23 protein-coding genes are annotated in these 23,344 nt (G+C 59.8%); 11 read left to right on the top strand and 12 right to left on the bottom strand.

Annotated elements, in window-relative coordinates:
* Positions 1–223: 223 nt before the first annotated feature.
* On the top strand, positions 224–1,339 hold the full coding sequence (gene proB, locus ACVWXZ_RS12625; protein ID WP_457444957.1) for a glutamate 5-kinase: 1,116 nt from the start codon (positions 224–226) through the stop codon (positions 1,337–1,339).
* An 86-nt stretch (positions 1,340–1,425) separates the two neighbouring features.
* Here the strand turns inward: proB and raf1 are convergent, their stop codons facing one another.
* The 4 genes from raf1 to infC all read right to left on the bottom strand — a co-directional run bounded on the left by raf1 (position 1,426) and on the right by infC (position 5,754).
* Positions 1,426–2,529 (bottom strand): RuBisCO accumulation factor 1, encoded by a 1,104-nt coding sequence (gene raf1, locus ACVWXZ_RS12630; protein WP_457482590.1) that lies wholly within the window; start codon positions 2,527–2,529, stop codon positions 1,426–1,428.
* Positions 2,530–2,694: 165 nt separating this feature from the next.
* Complete coding sequence (locus ACVWXZ_RS12635; RefSeq protein ID WP_457402970.1) at positions 2,695–4,641, bottom strand: serine/threonine-protein kinase; 1,947 nt, start codon at positions 4,639–4,641, stop codon at positions 2,695–2,697.
* A 126-nt stretch (positions 4,642–4,767) separates the two neighbouring features.
* Positions 4,768–5,232: a thioredoxin-dependent thiol peroxidase gene (gene bcp, locus ACVWXZ_RS12640; RefSeq protein WP_011432174.1), complete on the bottom strand. Its 465-nt coding sequence runs from the start codon at positions 5,230–5,232 to the stop codon at positions 4,768–4,770.
* Between the two features lie 15 nt (positions 5,233–5,247).
* The gene (gene infC / locus ACVWXZ_RS12645) at positions 5,248–5,754 is read right to left on the bottom strand and encodes a translation initiation factor IF-3 (RefSeq protein WP_457388865.1); all 507 of its coding nucleotides are present in this window, start codon (positions 5,752–5,754) and stop codon (positions 5,248–5,250) included.
* Between the two features lie 310 nt (positions 5,755–6,064).
* On the opposite strand from infC, the gene ACVWXZ_RS12650 reads away from it, so the two are divergent.
* The 4 genes from ACVWXZ_RS12650 (at position 6,065) to ACVWXZ_RS12665 (ending at position 10,052) form a co-directional block, all read left to right on the top strand.
* Positions 6,065–6,376, top strand: coding sequence for a hypothetical protein (locus tag ACVWXZ_RS12650; protein ID WP_011432176.1), 312 nt, complete (start codon positions 6,065–6,067; stop codon positions 6,374–6,376).
* 41 nt (positions 6,377–6,417) lie between these two features.
* Positions 6,418–7,803 carry an aspartate ammonia-lyase gene (locus ACVWXZ_RS12655; protein WP_457402982.1) on the top strand — a complete coding sequence of 462 codons (1,386 nt, stop codon included), beginning with the start codon at positions 6,418–6,420 and terminating at the stop codon, positions 7,801–7,803.
* A 40-nt stretch (positions 7,804–7,843) separates the two neighbouring features.
* Complete coding sequence (locus ACVWXZ_RS12660) at positions 7,844–8,584, top strand: Uma2 family endonuclease (RefSeq protein WP_011432178.1); 741 nt, start codon at positions 7,844–7,846, stop codon at positions 8,582–8,584.
* A 79-nt stretch (positions 8,585–8,663) separates the two neighbouring features.
* Positions 8,664–10,052, top strand: a complete 1,389-nt coding sequence (locus tag ACVWXZ_RS12665; RefSeq protein ID WP_011432179.1) for an MFS transporter — start codon at positions 8,664–8,666, stop codon at positions 10,050–10,052.
* Between the two features lie 391 nt (positions 10,053–10,443).
* Here the strand turns inward: ACVWXZ_RS12665 and ACVWXZ_RS12670 are convergent, their stop codons facing one another.
* From ACVWXZ_RS12670 to trpE, 4 genes are all read right to left on the bottom strand, one after another.
* The gene (locus ACVWXZ_RS12670; RefSeq protein WP_457482591.1) at positions 10,444–10,905 is read right to left on the bottom strand and encodes a hypothetical protein; all 462 of its coding nucleotides are present in this window, start codon (positions 10,903–10,905) and stop codon (positions 10,444–10,446) included.
* Between the two features lie 196 nt (positions 10,906–11,101).
* On the bottom strand, positions 11,102–12,208 hold the full coding sequence (gene chlG / locus ACVWXZ_RS12675; RefSeq protein WP_457402968.1) for a chlorophyll synthase ChlG: 1,107 nt from the start codon (positions 12,206–12,208) through the stop codon (positions 11,102–11,104).
* A 234-nt stretch (positions 12,209–12,442) separates the two neighbouring features.
* Positions 12,443–13,273 carry a phytanoyl-CoA dioxygenase family protein gene (locus tag ACVWXZ_RS12680; RefSeq protein ID WP_457482592.1) on the bottom strand — a complete coding sequence of 277 codons (831 nt, stop codon included), beginning with the start codon at positions 13,271–13,273 and terminating at the stop codon, positions 12,443–12,445.
* 3 nt (positions 13,274–13,276) lie between these two features.
* Positions 13,277–14,797, bottom strand: a complete 1,521-nt coding sequence (trpE, locus tag ACVWXZ_RS12685; protein ID WP_457482593.1) for an anthranilate synthase component I — start codon at positions 14,795–14,797, stop codon at positions 13,277–13,279.
* Positions 14,798–14,937: 140 nt separating this feature from the next.
* On the opposite strand from trpE, the gene ACVWXZ_RS12690 reads away from it, so the two are divergent.
* Both ACVWXZ_RS12690 and ACVWXZ_RS12695 read left to right on the top strand, forming a co-directional pair.
* Positions 14,938–15,486 (top strand): NUDIX hydrolase, encoded by a 549-nt coding sequence (locus tag ACVWXZ_RS12690; RefSeq protein ID WP_457402962.1) that lies wholly within the window; start codon positions 14,938–14,940, stop codon positions 15,484–15,486.
* 257 nt (positions 15,487–15,743) lie between these two features.
* Positions 15,744–16,409, top strand: a complete 666-nt coding sequence (locus ACVWXZ_RS12695) for a hypothetical protein (protein ID WP_457402960.1) — start codon at positions 15,744–15,746, stop codon at positions 16,407–16,409.
* An 89-nt stretch (positions 16,410–16,498) separates the two neighbouring features.
* Here the strand turns inward: ACVWXZ_RS12695 and ACVWXZ_RS12700 are convergent, their stop codons facing one another.
* On the bottom strand, positions 16,499–17,338 hold the full coding sequence (locus tag ACVWXZ_RS12700) for a M23 family metallopeptidase (protein ID WP_457402959.1): 840 nt from the start codon (positions 17,336–17,338) through the stop codon (positions 16,499–16,501).
* A gap of 277 nt (positions 17,339–17,615) precedes the next feature.
* Here ACVWXZ_RS12700 and cruF point away from each other — a divergent pair, with 277 nt between their 5' ends.
* Positions 17,616–18,677 carry a gamma-carotene 1'-hydroxylase CruF gene (gene cruF / locus ACVWXZ_RS12705; RefSeq protein ID WP_457402957.1) on the top strand — a complete coding sequence of 354 codons (1,062 nt, stop codon included), beginning with the start codon at positions 17,616–17,618 and terminating at the stop codon, positions 18,675–18,677.
* A 47-nt stretch (positions 18,678–18,724) separates the two neighbouring features.
* Positions 18,725–19,765 carry a threonine aldolase family protein gene (locus ACVWXZ_RS12710; protein ID WP_457402956.1) on the top strand — a complete coding sequence of 347 codons (1,041 nt, stop codon included), beginning with the start codon at positions 18,725–18,727 and terminating at the stop codon, positions 19,763–19,765.
* 89 nt (positions 19,766–19,854) lie between these two features.
* Here the strand turns inward: ACVWXZ_RS12710 and lspA are convergent, their stop codons facing one another.
* From lspA to ACVWXZ_RS12725, 3 genes are all read right to left on the bottom strand, one after another.
* Positions 19,855–20,379, bottom strand: coding sequence for a signal peptidase II (gene lspA, locus ACVWXZ_RS12715; protein ID WP_457402954.1), 525 nt, complete (start codon positions 20,377–20,379; stop codon positions 19,855–19,857).
* A gap of 267 nt (positions 20,380–20,646) precedes the next feature.
* Entirely contained in the window at positions 20,647–20,871 is a 225-nt protein-coding gene (locus tag ACVWXZ_RS12720) for a hypothetical protein (RefSeq protein WP_414357256.1), read from the bottom strand.
* 156 nt (positions 20,872–21,027) lie between these two features.
* A complete protein-coding gene (locus ACVWXZ_RS12725; protein ID WP_457482594.1) occupies positions 21,028–21,831 on the bottom strand; it encodes an ABC transporter permease in 804 nt (267 codons plus the stop codon).
* A 166-nt stretch (positions 21,832–21,997) separates the two neighbouring features.
* On the opposite strand from ACVWXZ_RS12725, the gene ruvA reads away from it, so the two are divergent.
* Positions 21,998–22,612, top strand: coding sequence for a Holliday junction branch migration protein RuvA (gene ruvA / locus ACVWXZ_RS12730; protein ID WP_414357260.1), 615 nt, complete (start codon positions 21,998–22,000; stop codon positions 22,610–22,612).
* A complete protein-coding gene (nadD, locus tag ACVWXZ_RS12735; RefSeq protein WP_414400725.1) occupies positions 22,609–23,217 on the top strand; it encodes a nicotinate-nucleotide adenylyltransferase in 609 nt (202 codons plus the stop codon). Before ruvA ends, nadD begins: the two co-directional genes overlap by 4 nt.
* Positions 23,218–23,344: the final 127 nt, after the last annotated feature.

The raw sequence follows: 23,344 nt of genomic DNA on the forward strand, positions 1-23,344 counted from the left end.
GTCGTTGCACCGCTCAATCGTATTCTTGGCCTATGCGTGATGACAACGATATTCACATGGCCGGCACTGCGTTTTTAAAGGGCGTCGGCTACGGTCGGCGCTATCCTTCCCTGCCCTGAAGGACGGGGCTTGCCGCGCCTTTTGGTCAATACAGCTGCGTCTTGACTCCGCTATGGTGGCGCTATGGTGAATAGAGGGGTGGGAGGATGGGTTGAGAGCGGCGATGGCAACAACAGACGTGACGGTGGTGGTGAAGATCGGCACCTCCAGCCTGACAGATACTCAGACCGGCTTGTTGCGTCTTTCGGTGTTGGGGCCGCTGGTGGAGGTGCTGACCCACCTGCGCAGGCAGGGGTATGCGGTGATCTTGGTCTCCTCTGGGGCGGTGGGGGTGGGCTGTGCTCGCCTTGGCTGGCGGCAACGACCGACGGCTATTGCCGAGAAGCAGGCGGTGGCTGCGGTGGGACAGGGGCGGTTGATCCGCCTTTACGATGACCTCTTCTCGGCTCTGAACCAGCCAATTGCCCAAGTGCTGCTCACCCGCGGCGATCTGGTGGAGCGCAGCCGCTACGTGAACGCCAATCGCACTTTTGCCCAACTGCTGCAGATGGGGGTTATTCCCATCGTCAATGAAAACGACACGGTGGCAGTGGAGGAGCTGAAATTCGGCGATAACGACTCGCTTTCGGCGTTAGTGGCCAGCATGGTGCAGGCCAAGTGGCTTATCCTGCTCACCGATGTGGACAAGCTCTATTCGGCTGACCCCAACCGAGATCCCTCTGCCCAGCCCATTGAGCGGGTGTTGCCCGGGATCCCGCTACAGGTGAAGGCCGAAGCCCAGGGGAAAAGCGGCTGGGGCACCGGCGGCATGGCCACCAAACTGACCGCTGCTCAAATTGCTACAGCTGCAGGGGTAACGGTGGTGATCACCAATGGCAAACGGCCTGAGCAGATCCCGGCAATTCTGACCGGCGAGGCCATCGGCACCCGCTTTGATCCGGCTCCTCAGCCCGCCAGCGCCCGCAAGCGATGGATTGCCTACGGCCTCATCCCCGAGGGATCTTTGACTTTGGATGAGGGGGCGGTACGAGCGGTGTGCGAGCAAGGGCGCTCGCTGTTGCCGGCAGGGATCACAGCCATTTCTGGGGAGTTTGAGGCGGGGGCTGCCGTGCGCCTGTGCGATCCCAGCGGCCAGGAGGTGGCGCGGGGCCTGGTGAACTACAGCGCCGAGGAGCTGCGGCAGATTAAGGGCAAAAAAACCGCCGAGATTCCCCGCATCCTGGGCTACGAAGGGGTTGATACTGCCGTCCACCGGGATAACTTGGCCTTGCTCAATTGAGGCCATGGGTGAGGCCATGGGGGCGAGTCCAGGCGCGGTGCTCTGCACCACTAGCACGAATGGCTACAACGGCGGGATCCCAACGCCTATTCTTCCAACTGCCAGGGATCCTGAGCCAGCACCTCATCGAAAACCCGCGGGGGGCGCACGGCCATCAGCACCTGGCCCAGCAGGGGAGAGGAGGGCGAGTCTTCTATCCACTCCACCGCCAGGGATCCGGCCCGATCCACCAGGAAAAATCCCGCCATCTGAGCTCCCTCCCAAACCCGAGCGGCGCGATCGACCACCAGCAAAACCGGATCCTGTTCTTCACCGGCAGGCACCGGCAAACCCAACAGGGATCCCAAAAGCCGGTTTTCCACCTGAAGGATCACCGGATCCCCGGCCTTTTGAATCACTGGCCAAGCAGGCAAGGCCATCCAAGTCTGCTCCGCCGGGCTGTTGACCCAGCCAAAGGGCCCTTGGGGCTGGCTGGAGGGGATCCCTTCCCAGGCGGCAGTTGCAAGAGGCAGGGATCCGGCCACCGGCAGCAGGCGCGGCAGATCTTCTTCCAGGCGAAACACCGACAGCTTGGGCAAAACGCTGCGTTGGGGGCGGGAGCTGGTGGCAATCGTGGACAAGAGCTGCTCCACCTGTCGGCGGGCTGTATCACTGTGGACATACTGAAACGCTCGACCGATAGCCCGAGTTCGCTCCTGCAGATCGCGGGTTTGCTGGGCCGTCCGCCAGGCTTGATAGGCCACCGCATCGCCGGGGTGATCCGTAAACCCTTCCGGGAGCTGCTGGAGCTGGGCATAATTTTTCACGGCGCGGGCGATCTCGTGAGCATCAGCGGCATGCAAATGGCGACTGAAGATGAATTCCGCCACCCGAACCCGATCCTGTGGGGAGAGAATGCGCAACTCGTAGAGGATATCGCTGCCTTTATGGGCAAAATGCCCCAGAACTTCTGGGCTGGCTCCTGCTTTGGCCATCCCTTCGTAAACCTGGGCCGCAACAAGGATCTGGTTTTGGTGAATGGGCTCAAACCCGGTTGCCTCGAAGATGGCCTGGGGAGTCATTTTCTGTCGTTGCAAAGCTTGACAGGCCTTGGCCCAATCCAGCCACCGGCCCTCTTTGCGGCGCAGCCGCTCTACCAACAAGCTGGGATCCTCCTCCACAGCAGCAGGTTCCGGCAGATACTGACTCATGCTTGTTCTCCAACAGGCTGGACAGATCACCACTCCCCTGGTCCACAGCCCAGCAGAGCTGGCCGGGCATCTGGCCAAACTTGATCTTCAAACTTGATCTTAAGGGCTGATAGCGGTTCTGGCCGAGTCCGGTCGCGACAGCGGGACGGAGTCCTTGGCGAAACTCTAGATCGCTGGGTCGCACAGCATCACCTGGGAAGGCTGTCCACTCACCGGCAAGCAGTTCAGATCCAATTGCCAAAGCTGAGACAGGTGAGATTTCTCTGCTTTGGGCACCTGCAGCCAAATCTTGCCCCTTTGGCCCACCTGCAACACCTGTGAGCCGTTAGGCACAGCTACTTGGGCCAAGGGATCCCCTTTTTCACTGTACAGCCAGAGGGAAGTGGATTGCTCGCCCTCTCGACACAGCAGCAGCACGCCCCAAGGGGCCTTGGCCATCTGGACAGGTTGCCCTTTCAAGAACCAGCGGCGCACCCGCAGCGGATTCACCTGCACCGAGTGGAGATAGGGGCAGCAACCTTGCTGGCCTTCCCTTCCCTCATCTGTTGCCGCAAAGAGCAACCGTTCTCCCAAGCTGATCACCCCCCCTTGGGGATCCAAGGGCAGGCGATAGCGAATGGGCTGGGATCCCGTCTGCAGAGACCAGCCGGTCGCGACAGTGGGATGGTGTCCCTTGGGATAGGGCAAGAGGCTCATCTCCACCCACTGCTGCCCCACACCTGTCAACAAAACCAGATGCTCCGAGAGGGCCAGCAAGCGGGACAGGGATCCCTGCCAAGGCCAACGAAAATAGCAGCGGGAATCGGGGAAAGGCTGTGTTCCTGTCGACGTGGCCGGCTGCCATTGTACGGCCCCCAACTCTTGGGCGGTGGCCCAGACCAGCTCCTGTCGCTCTGCCAGCCAGGTGGCCTGCCAATCCTCCTCAAAGCTGAGCAAGGTGCGGATGCGGCTGGGGCTGAGGTGCAAAAGGCTGCTTCGGGAGAAGGCCAGGGCTTCCGGGAAGGTGTTCAAGGGCAGCACCGCCCGAATTGGCTCGTCCAGGGAAAAACGGGCCAAAGCAGGGGATCCCAGGGCAAGGTTCTGGAGCTCCAGCCATTCCAGCCTCTGGGGGGTCACCCGCAACAGCAGCGGGGATCTGGAGCCGCTGGGATCCTCGCAGATGCAGAACTTTTGCTCGGCCAGGAACTCCATCCCGCCAGTGTCAACAGAGCCCAGATCCGGCAGATCCCAAACCTGTACCCCAGGGGGCGGCCATCTGGGCAGGCGAGGGCCAACCCAACAACTGGCCGGCTCTTGCCACTCTTGGGCAACCACCGCCAAAGCCGACCGCATTTGGGCAGCAGTGCGGAACCGCCGCAAGGGCAACTTGCGTAGGGCTATCTCCAGCACCTCCCGCAGCGGGGCAGGGATCCCTTCTGGACAGACAAACGGCTGGTTGAGGTGGGCGTGCATCAACTGGCCGGGAGATCCGGAAAAAGGCCGTCGGCCCGTCAGCAGCTCCACCAGGATGATCCCCACCGCGTAGAGATCGGAAGCGGGACTGAACTGGCCATAAAACCGCTCCGGGGCCATGTAGGCAGGGGATCCGGTGGCGGTGATCTCGCCGGCAGCAGGCTGCAGGCGACGGGCGATGCCAAAATCCGTCAACTTCAGTTGCCAGCCCTGGGGCGTGGGCTTGAGCAGGATGTTCTCGGGCTTGACATCGCAGTGGATCACCCCCTGCCGGTGGGCATGATCTAACCCGGCCAAAATCTGATCCACAAAGCCCAAAACCTGCTTGACCGGCAGCCACAGCCCTTGCTCCACCTGGTCGATCAGCTCCCGCAGCGTGCCTCCCTCGCAGTACTCCAACACCAGGTAGCGACCTTCGCGGGCATGTTCGAGGGCGTAGCAGCGGGTAATGTTGGGGTGGTTGAGGGTGAGCAGATGGCGCAGCTCCCGCAGCAGATTTTGGGTGGGAAAGCGCTCCGCCGGCAGCTCCTTCAGGGCCACCAGGTCTCCTCCTTGACGGGGACGGGCACAGAATACACGCCCGTACTGCCCTTGGCCGGCCAAACCCAACATTTGGTAGCTGTCGTGAATCGACTTGAGGGTACGGCTGCGTCGGGACACGGCCCTAGCCCACGAGGAATCAATACCGGCACTTTACATCTTTTTTTGCTCTTTTCGTTCCCGTCTTGGCTCAGGTTCCAGAACAACGAGCCCAGCAGCAGGTCTGCCGAACTCCCACCGGAAAGCCTAAGAGCCGGTCAACTGCTTGAGCAGCTCCGCTGCGTGGGTTTCCACCTTGACCTTGGTGATAACGGCCTCGATCTTCCCCTCCGGATCAATAACAAAAGTGGTGCGGTGAATGCCGTTGTACTCTTTGCCCATGAACTTTTTCGGCCCATAGACCCCGTAAGCCCTGGCCACCTTGGCCCCCTCATCCACCAACAGGGGGAAGGGCAGTTGCAGCTTCTGGGCAAATTTTTGGTGGGAACGGGCATCGTCGGCGCTCACCCCCAAGATGGCGATGCCGTGGGCTTGATAGTCAGCGTAGGCATCCCGAAAGCCGCAGGCTTCTTGGGTGCAGCCGGGGGTGTTGTCCCGCGGGTAAAAATAGAGCACCACCCGCTGTCCCCGCAACTGGCTCAAGCTGATGGGATTGCCCTCGGCATCGGGCAGGGTGAACTCCGGAGCCGGATCCCCAACGGCAAGGGGCATGGGTGGGATCCCTCCTCAGACCGATTTTTTGGGAGAGAGAATCATCGTGATGTTTCGCCCTTCCTTTTGGGGGGGCTGCTGCATTTCCGCCACTTCTTGTAAGTCTTTGAACAAGCGGTGCAGCAATTCTTCCCCCAACTCGGCGTGCTGGGCCTCACGACCGCGGAACATCACCGTGGCTTTCACCTTGTCTCCATCCCCCAAGAACTGTTGGGCGCTGCGCAGGCGCACGTTGTAGTCGTGCTCGCCGATGTTGTAGCGAAACTTCACTTCCTTGATCTCGGCAGTGTGTTGCTTCTTGCGGGCCTCCCGTTCTTTCTTCTCCTTCTCAAACTTGAACTTGCCGTAGTCCATGATGCGGCAGACGGGCGGGTCGGCCTTTTCGCTCACCAAGACCAAGTCCAGATCTTTTTCTTCTGCCAGGCGCAGGGCTTCGCGCGGGCTCATGATCCCCAACTGAGTGCCGTCGGTATCGATAAGGCGGATTTTGGGGAAGCGGATGCGCTCGTTGATAGCCGGCAGCTCTGCGCGCTGCTTGCGGGGGAAGCGGTCAGGTGGACGCTCTACGGTCAAGTTTTCCTCTCTCAACGAAATAACAACACAAGACAAATGCTAAGTAGGACTAGCCCCCTTCGGAGCAGTGCCGAACCCTGAGTTTGGACTCTCCAATCAAAGTCGGCCACTGGCCCGCAGGCCAAGGCAGGCTGCACCTATACTAACCGGCATTTTCCGTCTCTTTCTAGAGCCGTCAAGCGTTGTCAAGGCCCGCTCACTTGGGGATCCTGCCAGATTGGGGCAACAACCGCGGTAGGATACCAAAGTGGCGATCCTGATGGGATCAAAGGTTGTTTGTCGGCCAGCAGGGAGGGCAGAAGCGGTGCAGCTCGGTTTAACGGAACGGGAACTGACAGAGTTGGCCCAAAAGTCGGTTCAGCTCATCCTCAGCCCGCGGGAAGGGGATAGCGAAGCGCTGATCCAGTACAAGTCTTCGGCAGAATTTCGAGCGGGGGTGCATCTGGCCTGTGCGGCCATGGTGTTGGTCTTGGCAGAGAACAACGAGCGCCTCAGCCAGCAGTTGCAGGCTACTTTACAAAACTTATCTGCAGCCGTCGAGACACCCTCAGAGAAGGCTGCCGGAAGCTAGCCCAAGGATCCGCGAACGGGGGAGGAAAAGCCTTGGCTGAGGTGCGCAGCGAACGAGACTCAATGGGGGAGCGGCAACTACCCCAGTCGGTTTACTACGGCATCCAGACCGCCCGTGCCCTGGAGAACTTCCCCATCAGCGGCCTCAAGCCCCTGCCAGAGTATGTGGAGGCCTGCGTGCTGATTAAAAAGGCGGCGGCGGAGGTCAACGGCGAGCTGGGGTGCATTCCGGCAGAGGTGGCCAAGGCGATTGTCCAAGCGGCGGATGAGATCCTCCAGGGATCCCTGCGGGATCAATTTGTGGTGGATGTGTACCAGGCGGGGGCGGGCACCTCCCACCACATGAACGTCAACGAAGTGCTGGCCAACCGCGCTCTGGAGATCCTGGGGGAGCCCAAGGGCCGCTACGAGCGGGTCAGCCCCAACGACCATGTCAACTACGGCCAGTCCACCAACGATGTCATCCCCACCGCCATTCGTCTGGCTGCCCTGCTGCGGGTGCGACGGGATTTTCTGGGCACGCTGGACAATTTGGTAGCGGCGCTGGAGCAGAAGGCCCAAGAGTTTCGCGGCATCCTCAAGGCCGGTCGCACCCATTTGCAGGATGCGGTGCCAGTGCGGCTGGGGGATAGCTTCGGCGCCTACGCGGCCATCTTTGCCCAACACCGTCGCTGGATTGAGGAGGCCAGCCAGGCCCTGTGCAGCTTGGGGCTGGGGGGAAGCGCCGTCGGCACCGGCCTCAACACTCATCCCCAGTACCGGCAAAAGGTGGTGCAACGGCTGGCAGAGTATACCCAGTTGCCCCTCACCCCTGCTCCCCACCCCATGGCGGCGATGCAGAGCATGGCCCCCTTTGTGCATCTGTCGGGATCCCTGCGCAACCTGGCCCAAGATGGCATCAAGCTGGCCAACGACCTGCGGCTGATGGATTCTGGCCCCAAGACCGGCCTGAAGGAGATCCAACTGCCGCCGGTGCAGCCCGGCTCTTCCATCATGCCTGGCAAGTACAACCCGGTGATAGCCGAGATGTTGAACATGGTCTGTTTCCAGGTGATTGGGCTGGATACCGCCATCACCCTCGCAGCCCAAGCGGGGCAATTTGAGCTGAACGTGATGATGCCCCTGATTGCCTATGACCTCCTGCACAGCCTGCAGATTCTGAACAGCAGCCTGCGGGTCTTTGCCGAGCGCTGTATTCAAGGCATCACCCCCAAACCGGAGCGCTGCCGTAGCTACGCAGAAGGGACGCTGGCTTTGGTGACCGCCCTCAACCCCTACATCGGCTATTTGCAAGCTGCAGAAGTGGCCAAGGCTTCTTTGGAAACCGGCCAGCCCATTCGGCAAATTGTCTTAGAGCGCAACTTGATGACCCCGGAACAGGTGGCCAAGGTGCTGGATCTGGAAGCCATGAGCCAAATGCAGTCCTAACCCATTCGCTACAGTGGAGGCATACTGCTCCTGCCTGGCCATGACCATCGCCCCCTATCGCTGGCCCACCCAGCACGACTTGCCTGATACAGACGACACCCCCTTGGACAACGAGGATCAAGGCCGCCAATACCCCCTCCTCCGGGAACCGCTGCTGCTGCACTGGTCAGATCGGCAAGACTTTTTTGTGGCTTGCAATATGGGCCTTTACTACGCCCTACCCCGGCAGGTCATTGTTCCAGATTTGTTTCTGGTGCTGGGGGTTCCCCGTTGGCGGGATGGCACTGCCCGCAAAAGTTATGTGGTTTGGGATGAAGGGAATATCTTGCCTATTCTCATCTTGGAGATCATCTGCAACGACCAGGGGGAAGAAAAACCCGGACAAGCCAAATTCCAGCTCTACGAAAGGCGGCTGCGGATCCCCTACTACGTCACCTTCGAGCTAGAGACCGATGAGCTGAATGTTTATCAACTCCAGGGCGGACACTATGAGCTGCTCCCCGGCTCAGGCGCTGGAGAACATCCCCCAATTCTGTTGCCCGATTTGGACTTGAGTATCGGTCGGTGGTGGGGATCCTACGAGGGGCGAGAACGCTTTTGGGTGCGCTGGTATGATAGGGCAGGGCAATTGTTGCCTACGGGAGCTGAACTAGAACGGCAGCGGGCTGAATTGGAACGGCAACGGGCTGAATTGGAACGGCAGCGGGCAGAATTGGAACGCTCCCGAGCCGAACGACTGGCCCAGCGGCTACGGGAACTGGGAGAAGACCCTGAATTTTGATCAGCTTTTCCAGGGATCCCCAAAAAAGAAATCTCCACCTACCCCCTACACTGGAATCCTGGCATTCCAGGGGGACATGATGACCAGACAGCGACTCAGTTTGTGGACGAAGCTGGCCTATGGGGTGGGGGATCTGGGCACAGGCATGACGGCCAACATCCTCATCTTTTTCCTGCTGCCCTTTCTCACCAATACCGTTGGCATGTCGGCAGGCCTAGCCGGCAGCATCTACGCCATCACTCGCTTTTGGGATGCCATCAACGATCCCATCATCGGCATTCTCAGCGACCGCACCCGCACCCGTTGGGGCCGTCGCCGCCCCTGGCTGCTGTTTGCAGCCCTCCCCTTCGGCCTCACGTTCCTGGCCCAGTGGTGGATCCCTTTTCCCGGTCGGATTGGCCCCCTGTTTGCCTACTACCTGGCGGTGTCGCTCTTGTTCAATACCTTCTACTCTGCGGCCAATATTCCCTACGCCTCCCTGACAGCGGAGCTGACCCAGGATTACGACGAGCGCACCCAGCTCAACCAATTCCGCTTTGCCTTCTCTGTAGGGGGCAGCATGGTTGCGGTGGTTACCTTTCCGCTCTTGGTCAACCTGCTGCCGGATCGGGCTGCCGGCCATCTGCTGGCTGGAGCCTGTTTTGGAGTGATCTCGGCTGTGCCCTTGCTGATCTGTTTTTGGGGGGTGCGAGAACGGTATCCATCCCAACGGGATCCCATGCCCCTGGTTCAACAACTGCGGGTGGCCTTCAGCAACCGCCCCTACCTGTTTGTCAGCGGCATCTACCTATGTTCTTGGCTAGCGTTTCAGTTCACAGCCACAATCATCCCTTATTTCATCGTCTTCTGGATGGGCCTGCCGGAGGTGTGGATTTCCTTGGTGGTACTGGCGGTACAGGGGATCGCAGTGCTGACGCTGTTCGGTTGGACCCAACTGAGCACCCATCTGGACAAGCGCACCATGTACCTCATTGGGGCGGGGTTTTGGCTGATCTCGCAGGCAGGCCTGTTTTTTCTCCAGCCCGGGCAGCAGGGGATCATGATTGGGCTGGCTCTGTTGGCCGGCATTGGGGTTTCTGCTACAGCCTATCTCGGCCCTTGGTCGATGTTGCCGGATGTGATCGACCTGGATGAGCTGCAAACCGGGGAGCGGCGGGAGGGGATCTTCTACGCTTTTATGGTGTTCTTACAAAAGGTGGGCTTGGCACTGGGGCTGTTTTTCGTGGGGCAAGCTCTGGATTGGGCCGGCTTCGTGCCTTCGGTGGCCGGAGAGGCCCTGCCCATCCAGCCGGAATCGGCTTTGTTGGCCATTCGCGTTGCCATTGGCCCCTTACCGGGAGTGGCTTTGATCGGCGGGATCTTGCTGGTGTGGTTCTACCCAATCACCCGGCAGCGTCATCAGCAGATCCTGATGGAATTGGAAGAAAGACGGCAACAATACCACCCCAGCACCGAAAGATCTCCTTAGACCGCAAAATAGGCTACGGTTTCTAGCGGCAGAGCAACTGGCGCAATTGCGGGGGTTTTGATCTTCGGCCCAGGCTACTCCTCTCTCAGGGGCCTGCAGGATTACCTCATCAATGGCCTGAAAAAATGGCCTGAAAATCGATCACTCCTTCATCTCGCGCTGGGGGCCGAATGAAGAAAATGCCGAGACCATTGCCTGATCATCACCTTGGCCCGCAGCCTGGGAATGGATGTCACTGCCGAGGGGATCGAAACCCTACAGCGACTGCACCAATGAGGCTGTTGAACTGCGAGTATGGCCAGGGCTATTTCTTCGCCAAACCTCTCCAGCCTGCGGAGGCAGAGCAGATGCTGCGCTCACAACTCGACAAGAGATGAAGGGATCCCTGCCCTCAGTCTAGGATGATGCGCAGGCCGCTACCCGAGGGAGTCACCGGTTCAGAGCTGGGCAAAATCCGCAGCCCACTGCCGGAGGGCCGGGTCACCGTGTTGTCGATGTTCACAAGGAAGGTGTTGGATCGGCCGTCCCGCTCATACACCACCACGTCGTTGCGGTTGAACTGGGAGCGACAGATGATGGGGGAGTTGTCGGCAGCAGTAGCCGCACTGCAGCGGTAGCCAGGGGCAGAGACGATCTTGCCTTCTTCATCGATGGAAAAAGGAACTGCAGAGGGCAAGATTGGAGAAAAGACCGGCTGGTCGGGATTGAGGATCACCGAGCCACCTGTGCTGGGTTCTACCACGATCCCCCGCCCGTCGATGACGATCCGCTGCGCTTGGGCGGGAGAGACGGCCAGCGGCCCCAAGAGCAAAGCCAGGCTTAGGCCGAGTTGGAGGGGAAACAACAGCTTCATTGGATATCTCCTTTGGCCCAGGGCCATAACAGCTTCCAGGGATCCGCCAACGATCCTTGCAGGGGATGGATCCCTGGCTCAACTTAACTTGATCTTGATCTTGACTTGATCTTGATCTTGGCCCAGATGTCGGGCCTAACCCAGGGCGGAAGCCGTCACCTCTGTTGCCAAGATGGGCACTTTGCCGTCGGCTCGACTACCACAGCCCCGAGCGGCCCAACGCCAGCCCGACCACCAACATGCCCAACACCAAAAAGGGCTGCGCGCTGGCTTGGTATTTCACATCGTTGTTCAAAGGATCCCGCAGCAGGTACATATCTTGGAAGGTTATTTGCGGGATGATCAGCAGCACCAAAAGGGCCGCGTAAAGTTTTAGGCCCGCCCCCAGCAAAAACGAGGCCATGCCGAACTGGAACAGGTCGATCATCAGCGCCGAGATCCAAGCGGCCCCCATCGCCCCAAACATCACCGGCAAAGAGGCCAAGCCAAACTGCCTGTCCCCTTCGATGCTTTTGAAATCGTTGACCACAGCAATCCCCAGCCCGGCCAAGCTGTAGATCAGCGTCAGGATGCAGACCGTCCAGTTCAGCTCGCCAAACAAGGCGTGACCCGTCCACCAGGGCAGGGCGATGTAGCTGGCGCCCAGGGCGTAGTTGCCCAGCCAGCCGTTGCGCTTGAGCTTCAGGGGCGGCGCCGAGTAGATGTAGGCAATCAGGGCTCCTGCCAGCGCAATGCAGGTGATCACCGGGAAGTCATGGCCGGTGTACCAGTCCAGAGCATAGGCCAAGCCCAACCCCAAGATCAGCAGCACCCAGATTTGGATAACCACCCGCTGCAGAGAAATAGCGCCGGAGGGAATGGGGCGGTAGGGCTCGTTGATGGCGTCGATCTCGCGGTCGTAGTATTCGTTCACCGTTTGGGTATAGCCCGTCATCAGGGGGCCTGCCAGGATCATGCCCACCAAAATGAGAGCCACATTCTCCCAAGTCCAGGTGAAGTGACCGGAAGATGCCGCCCCCGGAATCAGACCCCACACCAAAGGGATCCAGGTAACCGGTTTCATCAGCTGCAGGTGCAACTGCCAAATGGAGCGAGACTCCACCTCTGCCCCTTTCATGCCCAGCAGTTGGCGGACACGCTGCGCATTCGACCCGCCGGTGCCAGGGGATCCCTTGCCGGGATCCGAGTCTGGGGTGGTTTCTTCCGCAGTAGCTCCTACCTCCTCTAAACTGGGCTCTGCAGCAAAGGCCATCTCAGCCGCCATTTCCGGCGAGGAGGGATCTTGAGGGATCTTTTCGCTCATGGTGGGATGCGCAATCAAACTGCAATAACGGGGATAACCACCCCCATTCTGAGACATCCTAGCCGGATTGCTCAAACAAGAGGAAAGAGTCAGAAAGTTTAAAGTCAGGGTCGTTATCCAGTCGCTCCGAAACGGTCTGTTGCAATTCCACACTCTCCCCTCCCAGAAGGACAAAGGCGGATGGCGCGGAGCGCTTGGGAAGTCTTGGCCGGTCAGCTCGCAGTTCCGGGCCATCTACACAATCTGTGCCGTCACGAATAGGTTTTGGTGCTCCGCTGGGATCCGCTCTTTCTCTTGGGCCGGGATCACCAGGGGAGGTTGCCGAGTGTAGTTGACAGGATCCCGAAACCAAGCGCGGCTGTAGGTGTTGTAGAGAAGGGGACGGGGGGCAGGGGAGCGATTGGCCCGACCCAGGTGAATCAGGCGGTAGTCAAACAGGAGGCAGGATCCCTTGGCCAGGGGCGGATCGACAAAGGGCATCTGCTGGGCCAGCTCGGTATAGTGGGCATCGAAGACCGCATGGCTGCCGGGCCAGAGACGGGTCATGCCGTTCTCTTCGTTGACCTCCACCAGAGGAATGAGCAAATTCAGGGCATAGCAAGGAATGATCGCATCCAAGGTCTCGTCGCCAAACAGATGAGACAGATCCCGGTGAACTTGTTGATCGGCGGATCCCGGCAGAGAGACCACCGCCCCCAGCCCGCTCAAGATCAACTCCGGCCCCAAAATCCGCTTCAGGATGGGCAAGATCAGAGGATGGGCATAGATGAGGGGATCGTTGAAGGGGCCCTCCAGGCGAACCGTTACCATCACCCGTCTATTGCCCACTAACAGGGCATCGGCGTGGTTTTCGTGGGTGCAGTAGCGGCTGTAGGTGGCCAGAAAGCTGCTGTGCAACTTGTCGATGAGCTCGGGGGGAAAGATCTCCGGCAACACCAGATAGCCCTCTGTGGAAAACAGTTCAAAAGCCTGCTCTACGGTCTCTGGATCCGGCTGCTGGAGCTCCTGTAAGGACTCCGTCCCGCTGACGCGAACCGCAGGGCTGAAGCGCAACTGGGCCAACATCGGCTAGGTCTCCTGCAAACTGGCCACAGCCATTAACATGCCCCGCGCTTTGTTCAGACATTCTTGATATTCCCGCTCCGGATCCGAGTCGGCTACAATACCTGCCCCGGCCTGCAAGCTCACCTGGCCCTGATGAACCAGCAGAGTGCGGATGGTGATGGCGGTGTTCAGTTGGCCGGAAAAGTCGTAGTAGCCATAGGCGCCGGCATAGGGCCCGCGGCGGCATCCTTCCAGCTCATGAATAATCTGCATGGCGCGGATTTTGGGGGCACCCGTAACGGTTCCGGCGGGGAAGGTGGCCCGCAGCAGATCCCAGGCGCTGTACTGGGGATCCAGCCGCCCCACCACGTTGCTGACAATGTGCATCACATGGCTGTAGCGCTCGATCTGCATCAGGTCGTCCACCTGCACAGATCCCAGTTGGCAGACCCGTCCCAGGTCGTTGCGGGCCAGATCCACCAACATCACATGTTCGGCCCGTTCTTTGGGATCTGCCAACAGCTCTTGCTCCAGCTGCCGGTCTTCCAGAGGGGTGGTGCCACGGGGGCGGGTGCCGGCAATGGGGCGCACAGTGGCGATGCGGTCTTCCCCCACGCGGCTGAGTTTGACCATCACCTCTGGGCTGGAGCCGATGAGGCAGAGATCCCCAAACTGCAAAAACGCCATATAAGGGGAAGGGTTAATCAGCCGCAACGAGCGGTAGAGGCGAAAGGGATCCCCGGCAAGGGAGACGGTAAACCGCTGCGAGAGCACTACCTGGAAGATATCTCCGGCGCGGATGTAGTCCTTAGCCTGTTCCACGGCTTGGCAGTAGGCTGGGCGGCTCAGGGTGCTGGGGGGGATTTGTTCGCGCCAGCGGGACGGAGTCCTTTCCGACAGGTGGGGCTTCCAGTTGAGGTGCAGATGGGCCAGGGAAAGAGGAGCGCTGAGCTGCTGCATCAGCTTTTCCACCCGCCGGCAGGCTTGGGCATAGGCTTCCTCGGCAGCGTGGTGACGGGTATCGGCGAAGGCCACCACCCAGATCTTGCGCTTCACCTGGTCAAAGAGCAGGATGCTGTCCACCTGCATCAAAACGGCATCAGGGGGATCCCCCGGCTGCAGGGGGTGGATGGGCACCTTGGGCTCAATCCAGCGAATCAGCTCGTAGCCCCAGTAGCCAAATAGGCCGCCGATGCTGCTGGGCAATTCCGGCAAATGCACCGGCTCATAGGGCTGCAAGCAGCGGGCCAAGATGGCAAAGGGATCCCCTTGGTGGTGCTCCTGTCGGCCATCGCGGTAGCGCTGTAGGGCTTGATCTCCCCGTATTTCCAATACCCACAGGGGGTCGCAGCCCAGGAAGCTGTAGCGGGCTACCTGCTCCCCCCCCTCCACCGACTCCAGGAGAAAGTTGTAGGGCTGGCCAGCACAAACCCGATACCAGGCAGAAACCGGCGTTTCCAAATCCGCCACCCATTCCTGGTACACCGGGATAAAGTTGCCCTGCTTGGTGAGGGCAAGAAACTCCTTCAAGGGAGGGTAAATCATGGCCTGCAACTTTTGTGCTTTTCCTGACTCTACCCCAGACACGGGATCCCAAGGGCGTGTGGATCCCTCTGGATTGCCCGGTTGCAACAGCGCCGAAAACCATTAAGCTGAGAGCGGCTCTACTCTCGGGATCCCTTGCCATGCAAAACCCATCTCAGGTGATTCGTGAGCGCCTCCGCTATCAAGGCCACAAATACACCTTCGTCAGCCAGCGTTTGCGTTTTCCCAACGGCAAAGAGGGGGAGCGGGAGTACCTCATCCATCCCGGGGGGGTGGTGGCCGTGCCTGTAACTGCAGCAGGCAAGTTCGTCTGCATTCGTCAATATCGCTTTGCGGTCGCTTCCTATCTTTACGAATTCCCGGCAGGCACGGTCGAGCCAGGGGAGCATCCCGATGACACCATTCGCCGCGAGCTGGAAGAAGAAACGGGCCTGCGTGCCCATCGCTGGGATCCCCTTGGCCAATTTTATTTGTGCCCCGGCTATTCCAGCGAGATTATGTATGCCTATTTGGCGCGGGAGCTGGAAGTGCTGGATTCCCCTCCCGATAAGGATGAGGATGAAGATATTACCGTAGTGGAGTTTTCTGCTTCTGAGCTTACAGAAATGTCCCGTTTGGGAATGGATTTGGACAGCAAGTCCATTGCCTGCTTTTGGCGGGCCCAATTGTTTTTGGCTGCCGAAAAATAGAGCCCTCCGTCGGGGGGGGCTGCCCCTTGCTCCTGGGGGATCCTTTCCAATTGGCGGGGCGTCGTTCCAAGCCGACTTTGTTGGCTACAGAGGAAGCTCCAGGCTTTTCACCCTAACTTGGTAGCCCATTGCCAGGCGAGATCAAGGTGAGATCGAGGTTGCGTTCGACATAAAAGGGATCCCTGTATCCCGGCTGTTTGGTTGACTGGGAGAACCTTGGAGTCCTTTAGAATTTTAGGGGCGAGGAGTGAGGAAATATGCGGAAACTGCTGTATTCCTGTGGTCGAATAGCCTGGGGAGCGGCCTTGGCTGCCACTCTACCGGTTGCTGCTGTTCCTGCCTATCCCCAGCCTGTGCTTCCGCTGCTGCCGGTTCCTTCTGAGGGCGGCGCTGCTCGAGGTGGGGTTGTGGCTTTATTCAATCAATCCATTTGGTGGGATTTTATTCGCGGCAATCGCGGTGAAAACCTGCGCCTGTTCCCGGCCAGCCTAACCTCTCCATCTCGCCAGGATGTGGTGGCTGTGTTTCAGATTCAGCGGCAGCCCACCGTAGAGCCGGTGGTGCGCGTTCTCAGCTTCGAGCATCAGGGGGGGTATAGCTTTCGTCTGCTCCACACGGCTGAGCCGATCCCAGGGCGGTTGGTGGAGGCTCACCTGCGCACGGACATTACCTCCAGCCCACAGCCCAAGTTGGTGCTCCTCACCGAGCGAGGGGGCATCAGCCTGCTGCGCTCTGTCTTGGTCTTGGAACACCGGCCTGAGGGACTTGTGCCACTGCTGAGCGTGACGGATCTGAGCAATGCCAGCCTGCGGGTCAGCCCGCAAGGGATCCTGGTCATCTCAAGCCCGCCCGATGCCAGCCGTGACTTGAGGGCTACCCTCTACCAATGGGAGGGGGATGGCTTTGTCCGTCGAGATCTATAAGTCCATCATCTGTTGTGACTGTTGTGAATCTGCCTGTCAATATCCATCTTTGTCAGCGAGGTCTCGCCCAGAGCGGATGTCCGTCTCGGCTATCGCTGCCCTTGCCAGCAAGCTCCCAAACTGGGGGCTTGTCCCACCTGCCAAAGGAACAGGCTTTCGGCCCCAAGGGGATGAATGCTCCAGGGATCCAGGCCAGACCCAAACCACCCATAGGGATCGACGGCAGCTGGTTGGCCGGAGTTGGTGTTGTCGAAGCGACGTACCTCGAAATGAAGATGGGGCCCGCTGGCACAGCCGCTGTCTCCCGATAGGCCGATGACTGCTCCTGCGGCCACCACTTGCCCCTCCTGCACCCCGATTTGACTGAGGTGGGCGTAGAGGGTCTCCCAGCGGGGAAGTGCTCTCCCGTCTGTTCTCTCCCCCTCCGAGAGTTCTGGCTCGTGCAAAAGGCGCACCCGCAACCCCCTGACCGGTCGGCCCAAGCTGGGGCAAAAAAACTCCGGCTCCTCACGGGCCACGGTGACCCGTCCTGCGGCAGCGGCCAGGATCGGGGTGCCCACCGGCATCTCCCAGTCATAACCGGCATGGCCATCGCTTTTGCCACAGGGGTGCAGCGGGCCAGGGATCCAAACTTGGCCTTGCCCACTCACAAACCGTCTGTTGCCATCCCTCTCCCCCAAAGGCAAGTCATGGTCGAAGAGGTTGGTGACAGGAAATTCCCCAACAAAGGGCTTGTGCAAAAACGGCCACTGGGGCGGCGGCGGATCCCCATAAGCAGAACGATATTTTTCCAGCTCCAGCCGATAGTCTTCCAGATCCTGACGCTGGGCGGGATCTTCCGTGTGCTCTCGTAAGAGATCCACCAGCCGCAGGGCTTGCACCCAGTCCTGGCGCTCCACAGCACGAGCCAACTGGGCGTACACCCCCACCCGGGATCCCTGCGGCGAAGACGGGGAGGAGACCTGAGGAAAAACGGGCGATATGTTTACGAATTGATACAATAGACAGCAAAATATCAGCAGTGTCACCGTTAGCGGTGGTGACATCCCTGCCCAGAGGGCCATCCCAAGTAGGCCGGCCTGCAAGCAAGCGGGCTTGTTCTTGGCTTCGGGCTCTCTCTTGGGGCCATCCGCTTTTTCCCTCAGCCGCCGTATGGGTTGCAAGGAGACAGAGCGGCTTCGCTTAACCACTCTTCGGGAGTTTCTCATGCGTTGGTTCTCGTCCTCTGGTGTTCTCGTCGGCCTGCCTTTCCATGGGCAGAGCGTTCTGCCCCTATCCGGCTCGATTTGGCGGCGGCTGGAAGCTTTGGCTCTGGGTTTACACATTCTGTCTTTGCTTTTTGGGTTGGCAGGGTTGCTCTGGGTTGTACCGCATCCCGAGTGGGTGGCCAGTTTGCCCCCCATTGGCCTTCAAGCCTTCTCCTTGAGCATGGGCAACGGCGGCGTGGCCTACATGGTGTTCGGCGCGCTGGCAGCAGCTCTGATGGGATCCCGGCTGTTGGGGGTGCGGCGCCTATTGATGTTTTTGATCCCGGCGGTGGGCATTTCCTTGGGCAGTGAGCTGTTGGGCACCAGCACTGGGATCCCCTTTGGCAACTACGGCTACCTGAGTGGGCTGGGCTATAAGATTGCCGGGTTGGTGCCTTTTACCATCCCTCTGTCTTGGTTTTATGTGGGGTTGTCGTCCTATTTGTTGGCGCGTGTGGCTCTGCAAACCCAGCGCCACTGGTTGATCCACTTCGAGGCCATCATGTTGGGGGCCCTGCTGCTCACCGCCTGGGACTTCGTGCTGGATCCGGCCATGACCCGCGGCTTGATCCCGTTTTGGACGTGGTTTCAGCCGGGGCCCTTCTTCGGTATGCCGCTGCAAAACTTCGGTGGTTGGATGCTGACTGGGGCTGCCTTCATGACGGTGGCCAATCTGCTGTGGGGCGAGGATCAACCCATCCTTGACCGCCGCCAGTTGGTGGGGCCGCTGGTGCTCTATGTAGCTAATTTTGCTTTTGCCCTGTTGATGAGCCTGGGCTCCGGCATTGTTGCGCCGGCGGGGCTGGGCCTGTTGTTGGGGTTGGGGCCTGCTTTGGGGTTGTGGTGGAGTGCAAAGACCCCATCCCGCTATTGCGAAAGGACTCCGTCCCGCTATCGCGACCAGCCTGAGCCGCCTTCCCATCCCCAAAAGGACTCTGTCCCGCCATTGCAAGCGGTCGAGGGAGAGGCAGGTCGGGACTGGGATACTTTGGAGGATCCCGGTTGGGTTGGCGCGAAGTAAGCCGGCCCTAACCCTTCCTCGGCGAGATCCCTTGGGTTGTCCATGCCATGAACTTTTGCAGCGACAATGTTACAGGCGCTTGTCCTGAGGTGATGGAAGCCCTGTTGGCCCTCAACCGGGGATCCGCCATGCCCTATGGAGGAGACGAATGCACAGCGCAGGTGCAGAGGCTCTTTGCCGAGATCTTTGAGCATGAAGTGGCGGTGTTTCCGGTGGCAACGGGATCTGCTGCCAACGCCTTGGCCCTTTCGGTGCTCACCCCGCCCTACGGGGCGATTTATTGCCATCCCGAGGCCCACATCAATCTGGACGAATGTGGAGCGCCAGAGCTGTTTACAGGTGGGGCCAAGTTGGTGGGGATCCCCGGAGAGCAAGGCCGTATTGACTGGGGCAACTTAAAAGCAGCCCTGGAGCGGGCGGGGTTTGGGGTGGTTCATCACGTGCAGCCTGCCTGCCTCAGCCTGACGCAAGCCACTGAGGCTGGCACCCTCTACTCCTTGGAGCAGCTTGGATCCCTGGCGGATTTGGCCCATCACTTTGGCCTTAAGGTGCATATGGATGGGGCCCGCTTTGCCAATGCCCTGGTTGGTTTGGGTTGCACCCCTGCCGAGATGACCTGGAAAGCGGGGGTGGATGTGCTGTCCTTTGGGGCCACCAAAAATGGGGCCTGGGCTGCGGAAGCGGTGGTGTTTTTTCATCCAAATCAGGTGGGCGATTTTGAGTTTCGCCGCAAGCGCAGTGGCCATCTGCTCTCGAAGATGCGCTTTTTGTCTGCCCAATTGCAGGCCTATCTCCAGGATGGGGTGTGGCTGCGCAATGCCCGCCATGCCAACGCAATGGCCCAACGGTTGGCGCAGGGACTGGGATCCCTGCCGGGAGCCAAGTTGGTGTATCCTACCGAGGCCAATGAGGTTTTTATCGAGCTGCCGGAGCCGGTTCTCCAGGCCCTGGAGCAGGCGGGGTTTCGGTTTTACCGCTGGCTGGGGGAAGGTCACCACTTAATCCGCCTGGTGACAGCTTTTAACACTTTGCCCGCAGATGTCGAGCGCTTCTGCCAGGTGGCCCAGCAAGCCAGCCGTTTGCAATAGGCGGACGGAGTCCTTGCAGCTGACCGGGGATCCCCCTGGCCAAAGGCCTGAGCATCCCAAGGGATCCCTGAAGGCTGTTCATCGGCTCGTCAATCCTTAAAGTGGGTGCTGTCGCGACCGGGCTTTTTCTCCAGGCAGGGCGAGGCGGAAGTCGATCCCGTTTTCTTCGAGTTGTCCTGTAGCAGACCAATCAGCAGACAGGCCACCCCAAGGTTGATGGCCACATCCGCCACGTTGAATACCGGAAAGCGAATCCAGATCAAATTGAAAAAATCCACCACATAGCCGTTGACGAAGCGGTCGATGCCGTTCCCCACCGCTCCTGCCCACACCAAGCCATAGCCGGCCTGTTCCCATCGGCCCAGGATCCCGCCGCGAATGGCCAGCAGCGCCAACGCCAGCGCCACCCCCAGCGAGATCCACTTCAAGAGCTCTGCCGAATCTTCAAACAGGCTCCAAGCAGCGCCGGTATTCTCCACGTAGGTGAGGTGAAACACCCCTGGCCACAGCTCAAGCTCTGGCCCCGGCAGCAGCCGTTCCACTGCCCAGTGCTTGGTCGCCTGATCCAAGATTACCCCCAGGATCCCGGCCAGCCAAAAGCCTTTGTTTTTCATGTCGTCTTGGCCTCAATCACGTCCACCGGCAAGAGCGCCCCGATGAGCACTTTTCCCATCCTGACATGCTGCTCTTCTGCCGGCTCATTGCACAGAAGCTCAAGGGCGGAGCTCTGGACTCGAAGTTGGGCCTGTAACGGGATCCAACTGTAGGTGAGTGGCCTCAGAAGCGATTGGCCGCCTCTGGCTTGAGAGGAGCAGCAAGAAAACCGTCCAGCTTAGGCAACTGGACGGGGAGGGCCTAGGTTTGACGGTGGACAAGATCGGCTACCGCCCCTGCTGCTCCAGGGATCGGCGCAATTCGCTGGCCATCTGCATGAACTCTTGCGGGTTGCCCGCTTTGCCGTAGGAAGAGCGATCCTGAACCTTTTTGCCGCTGCCTTGGCGGGTGCGGGTGCTGAGCAAAGAGCTGGCCATTTCCATGAACTTGGCAGGATTTCCCTCGCTGCTGCCCCGCACGAGAGGGGCGCGTCCGGCACGAGTGACAGCCATAGATACCTCAATTTTCACAAATGAAATGCTTGTTACATTTTCTCACAAGGGCTCTGCGATCAACCAGGGCCAGCGTTTCCTTGCTGTTACAGCGACTCCGGCCAATACTTAGGGATCCCTCCAAGTGCAAACCTTGCATGAGGCTGGAAAGAGCCATCAGCGAGTTGAGGTTTTCTCTTGAGTCCAATGATGGGTCAGCCAAATGGGGAGCACCGTCAGGCCGATCACCCCCAGGGCCACCACGCTGATCACCGGGCGCTGCCGAGGCTTGGTTAGCTGGCTGAACACCCAAATCGGCAAGGTTTGCTGCTGGCCGGCGGTGAAGGTGGTGACGATGATTTCATCGAAAGACAGGGCAAACGCCAGCAGGGATACCGCCAATAGGGCCGAGGCCAGTTCGGGCAGAAGGATGTACCGAAAGGTTTGCAGAGGATTGGCCCCCAAGTCGGCAGAAGCCTCCAGTTGAGAGCGTCCCATGCGGCGAAACCGGGCCAGCACGTTGTTGTACACCACCACCAGGCAAAAGGTGGCATGGCCGATAACAATTGTCCAAAAGCTGAAAGGGATATGCAGCAAATGGATCGCCGAGCGCAAGGCGATCCTGGAGACAATGCCCGGCAAGGCGATGGGCAGCAACACCAAAAACGAGATCGTCTCGCGGCCAAAAAATCGGCTGCGATAGACTGCTGCTGCCGCCAGGGATCCCAGCACCACCGCCACTCCGGTAGCCAGCACAGCCACCCGCAAAGACAAAAACAAGGCCCGCCAAATATCGGCCCGCCCCCAGGCCACGGCAAACCAATGCCAGGTCAGCCCCGGCAAAGGGAAGCGCAAGGTCGCCTCATCGGGGCTGAAGGCATAAAGGACGATCACCAGCAGAGGAAGATGGAGAAAGAGCAGCACCCCCAGCGAGAACAGGATCCAAAGCCATTGGCCGATGGGAAAAGGGCGAATCGGCATGGATGAGGGAGAATACAGAGCTGGATGGGGAACAGTCTACAGGTAGAGAAATGGTCTGTGAAATAGCCTTGTAGGGAAGCAGCCTTTGGCAAGGACTTTAGATTGCTTGGCCGACTTTGGAGCTCCAGTCGAGCAGAGCATCCCAAACCCAGATTAAACTCGCAGCATGATCGCGTTTTTAAGCGGCCACCTTGTGGCCATCGAATGGGGAGAGCGCAGCAGCCTCACCGTTGAGGTGCAGGGGATCGGCTATCGCGTCAAGGCCCCAGGACGTTTTCTCAAGCAACTGCCTGCAGTGGGGGAGCCCGTCCGGGTGTTCACCCATTTGGTGGTGCGAGAGACTGAGCTGGTGTTGTACGGGTTTGGCTCGCCAGCCGAGCGGGACTTGTTTGTGGAACTCATCAAAGTCTCGGGGGTGGGGCCGGCTTTGGGCTTGGCCCTGCTGAATACCTTCAGCCTGCCGGAGCTGGTGCAGGCGGTGGTGACCGAAAACGTGCGCCTGCTCTCCCTCACGCCGGGGGTAGGCCATAAAACGGCCCAACGGCTGGCCCTGGAGCTGAAAACCAAGCTGGCCCACTGGCGACAGGGGGTGGGAGTTGCGGATCAACCCTTGGCCGGAGGGCCGCCCATGCCCATCCGAGAAGAGGTGGAAATGGCCTTACTGGCCCTGGGCTACAGCACTCAGGAAATTCAGGCTGCCTTGCAAGCTCTGCCCACTCACCCCCGCCCAACGGAAGACTGGCTGCGGGATGCCATCACCTACCTGAGCCAGCAGCCATGAAGCACCGCCGCATTGCCATTCTGGGTGGAACCTTCAACCCTGTACACCACGGCCATTTGATCATGGCAGAACAAGCTCTTTGGCAGTTTGACCTGGATCAGGTGCTGTGGATGCCCGCCGGGGATCCCCCCCACAAGCCTCTGGCCCCTGGCGCCAGCAAAGCCGACCGCTTGGCGATGGTCAAGCTGGCCATTGCCGACCACGAGCGCTTCGCCTGCTCAGAGCTGGAGATCCGCCGTTCGGGGCGCTCCTACACCATCGAGACACTGCGCACTCTCATCCAGGAGCAACCCAATACCCAGTGGTACTGGATCATCGGCGTGGATGCTCTGCGGGACCTGCCCCAGTGGTATCAAGCGGAAGAACTGGCCCGCCTCTGCCATTGGATTGTTGCCCCACGGGTGGATGCCGGCGATGCCGCCCAGGTGCTGCAGGCGGTGGCCGCAAAGCTGCCCATCCAAGCCCAAATCCTGGAAGCCCCTACCCTGACGCTCTCTTCCACCTACCTGCGACAGCAAATCCAAAAGGGAAGGTCTATCCGCTACCTGGTGCCCCCTGCTGTGGAGCACTACATCCGGCAGCACCGCCTCTATCTGCAGCCCTAAAGGAAAAAAGGGGGCGGATCCCCCCTCTAGAATCACCAAATTTTCGGGCTGGAGGCCCGCACCATAGCCGCAGGCTTGGTGTCGGGAGGAAAGCCCTCCTCCATATAGGTTTGCTGGTCAAAAGTCT

Source organism: Thermostichus sp. MS-CIW-38, assembly GCF_054058415.1.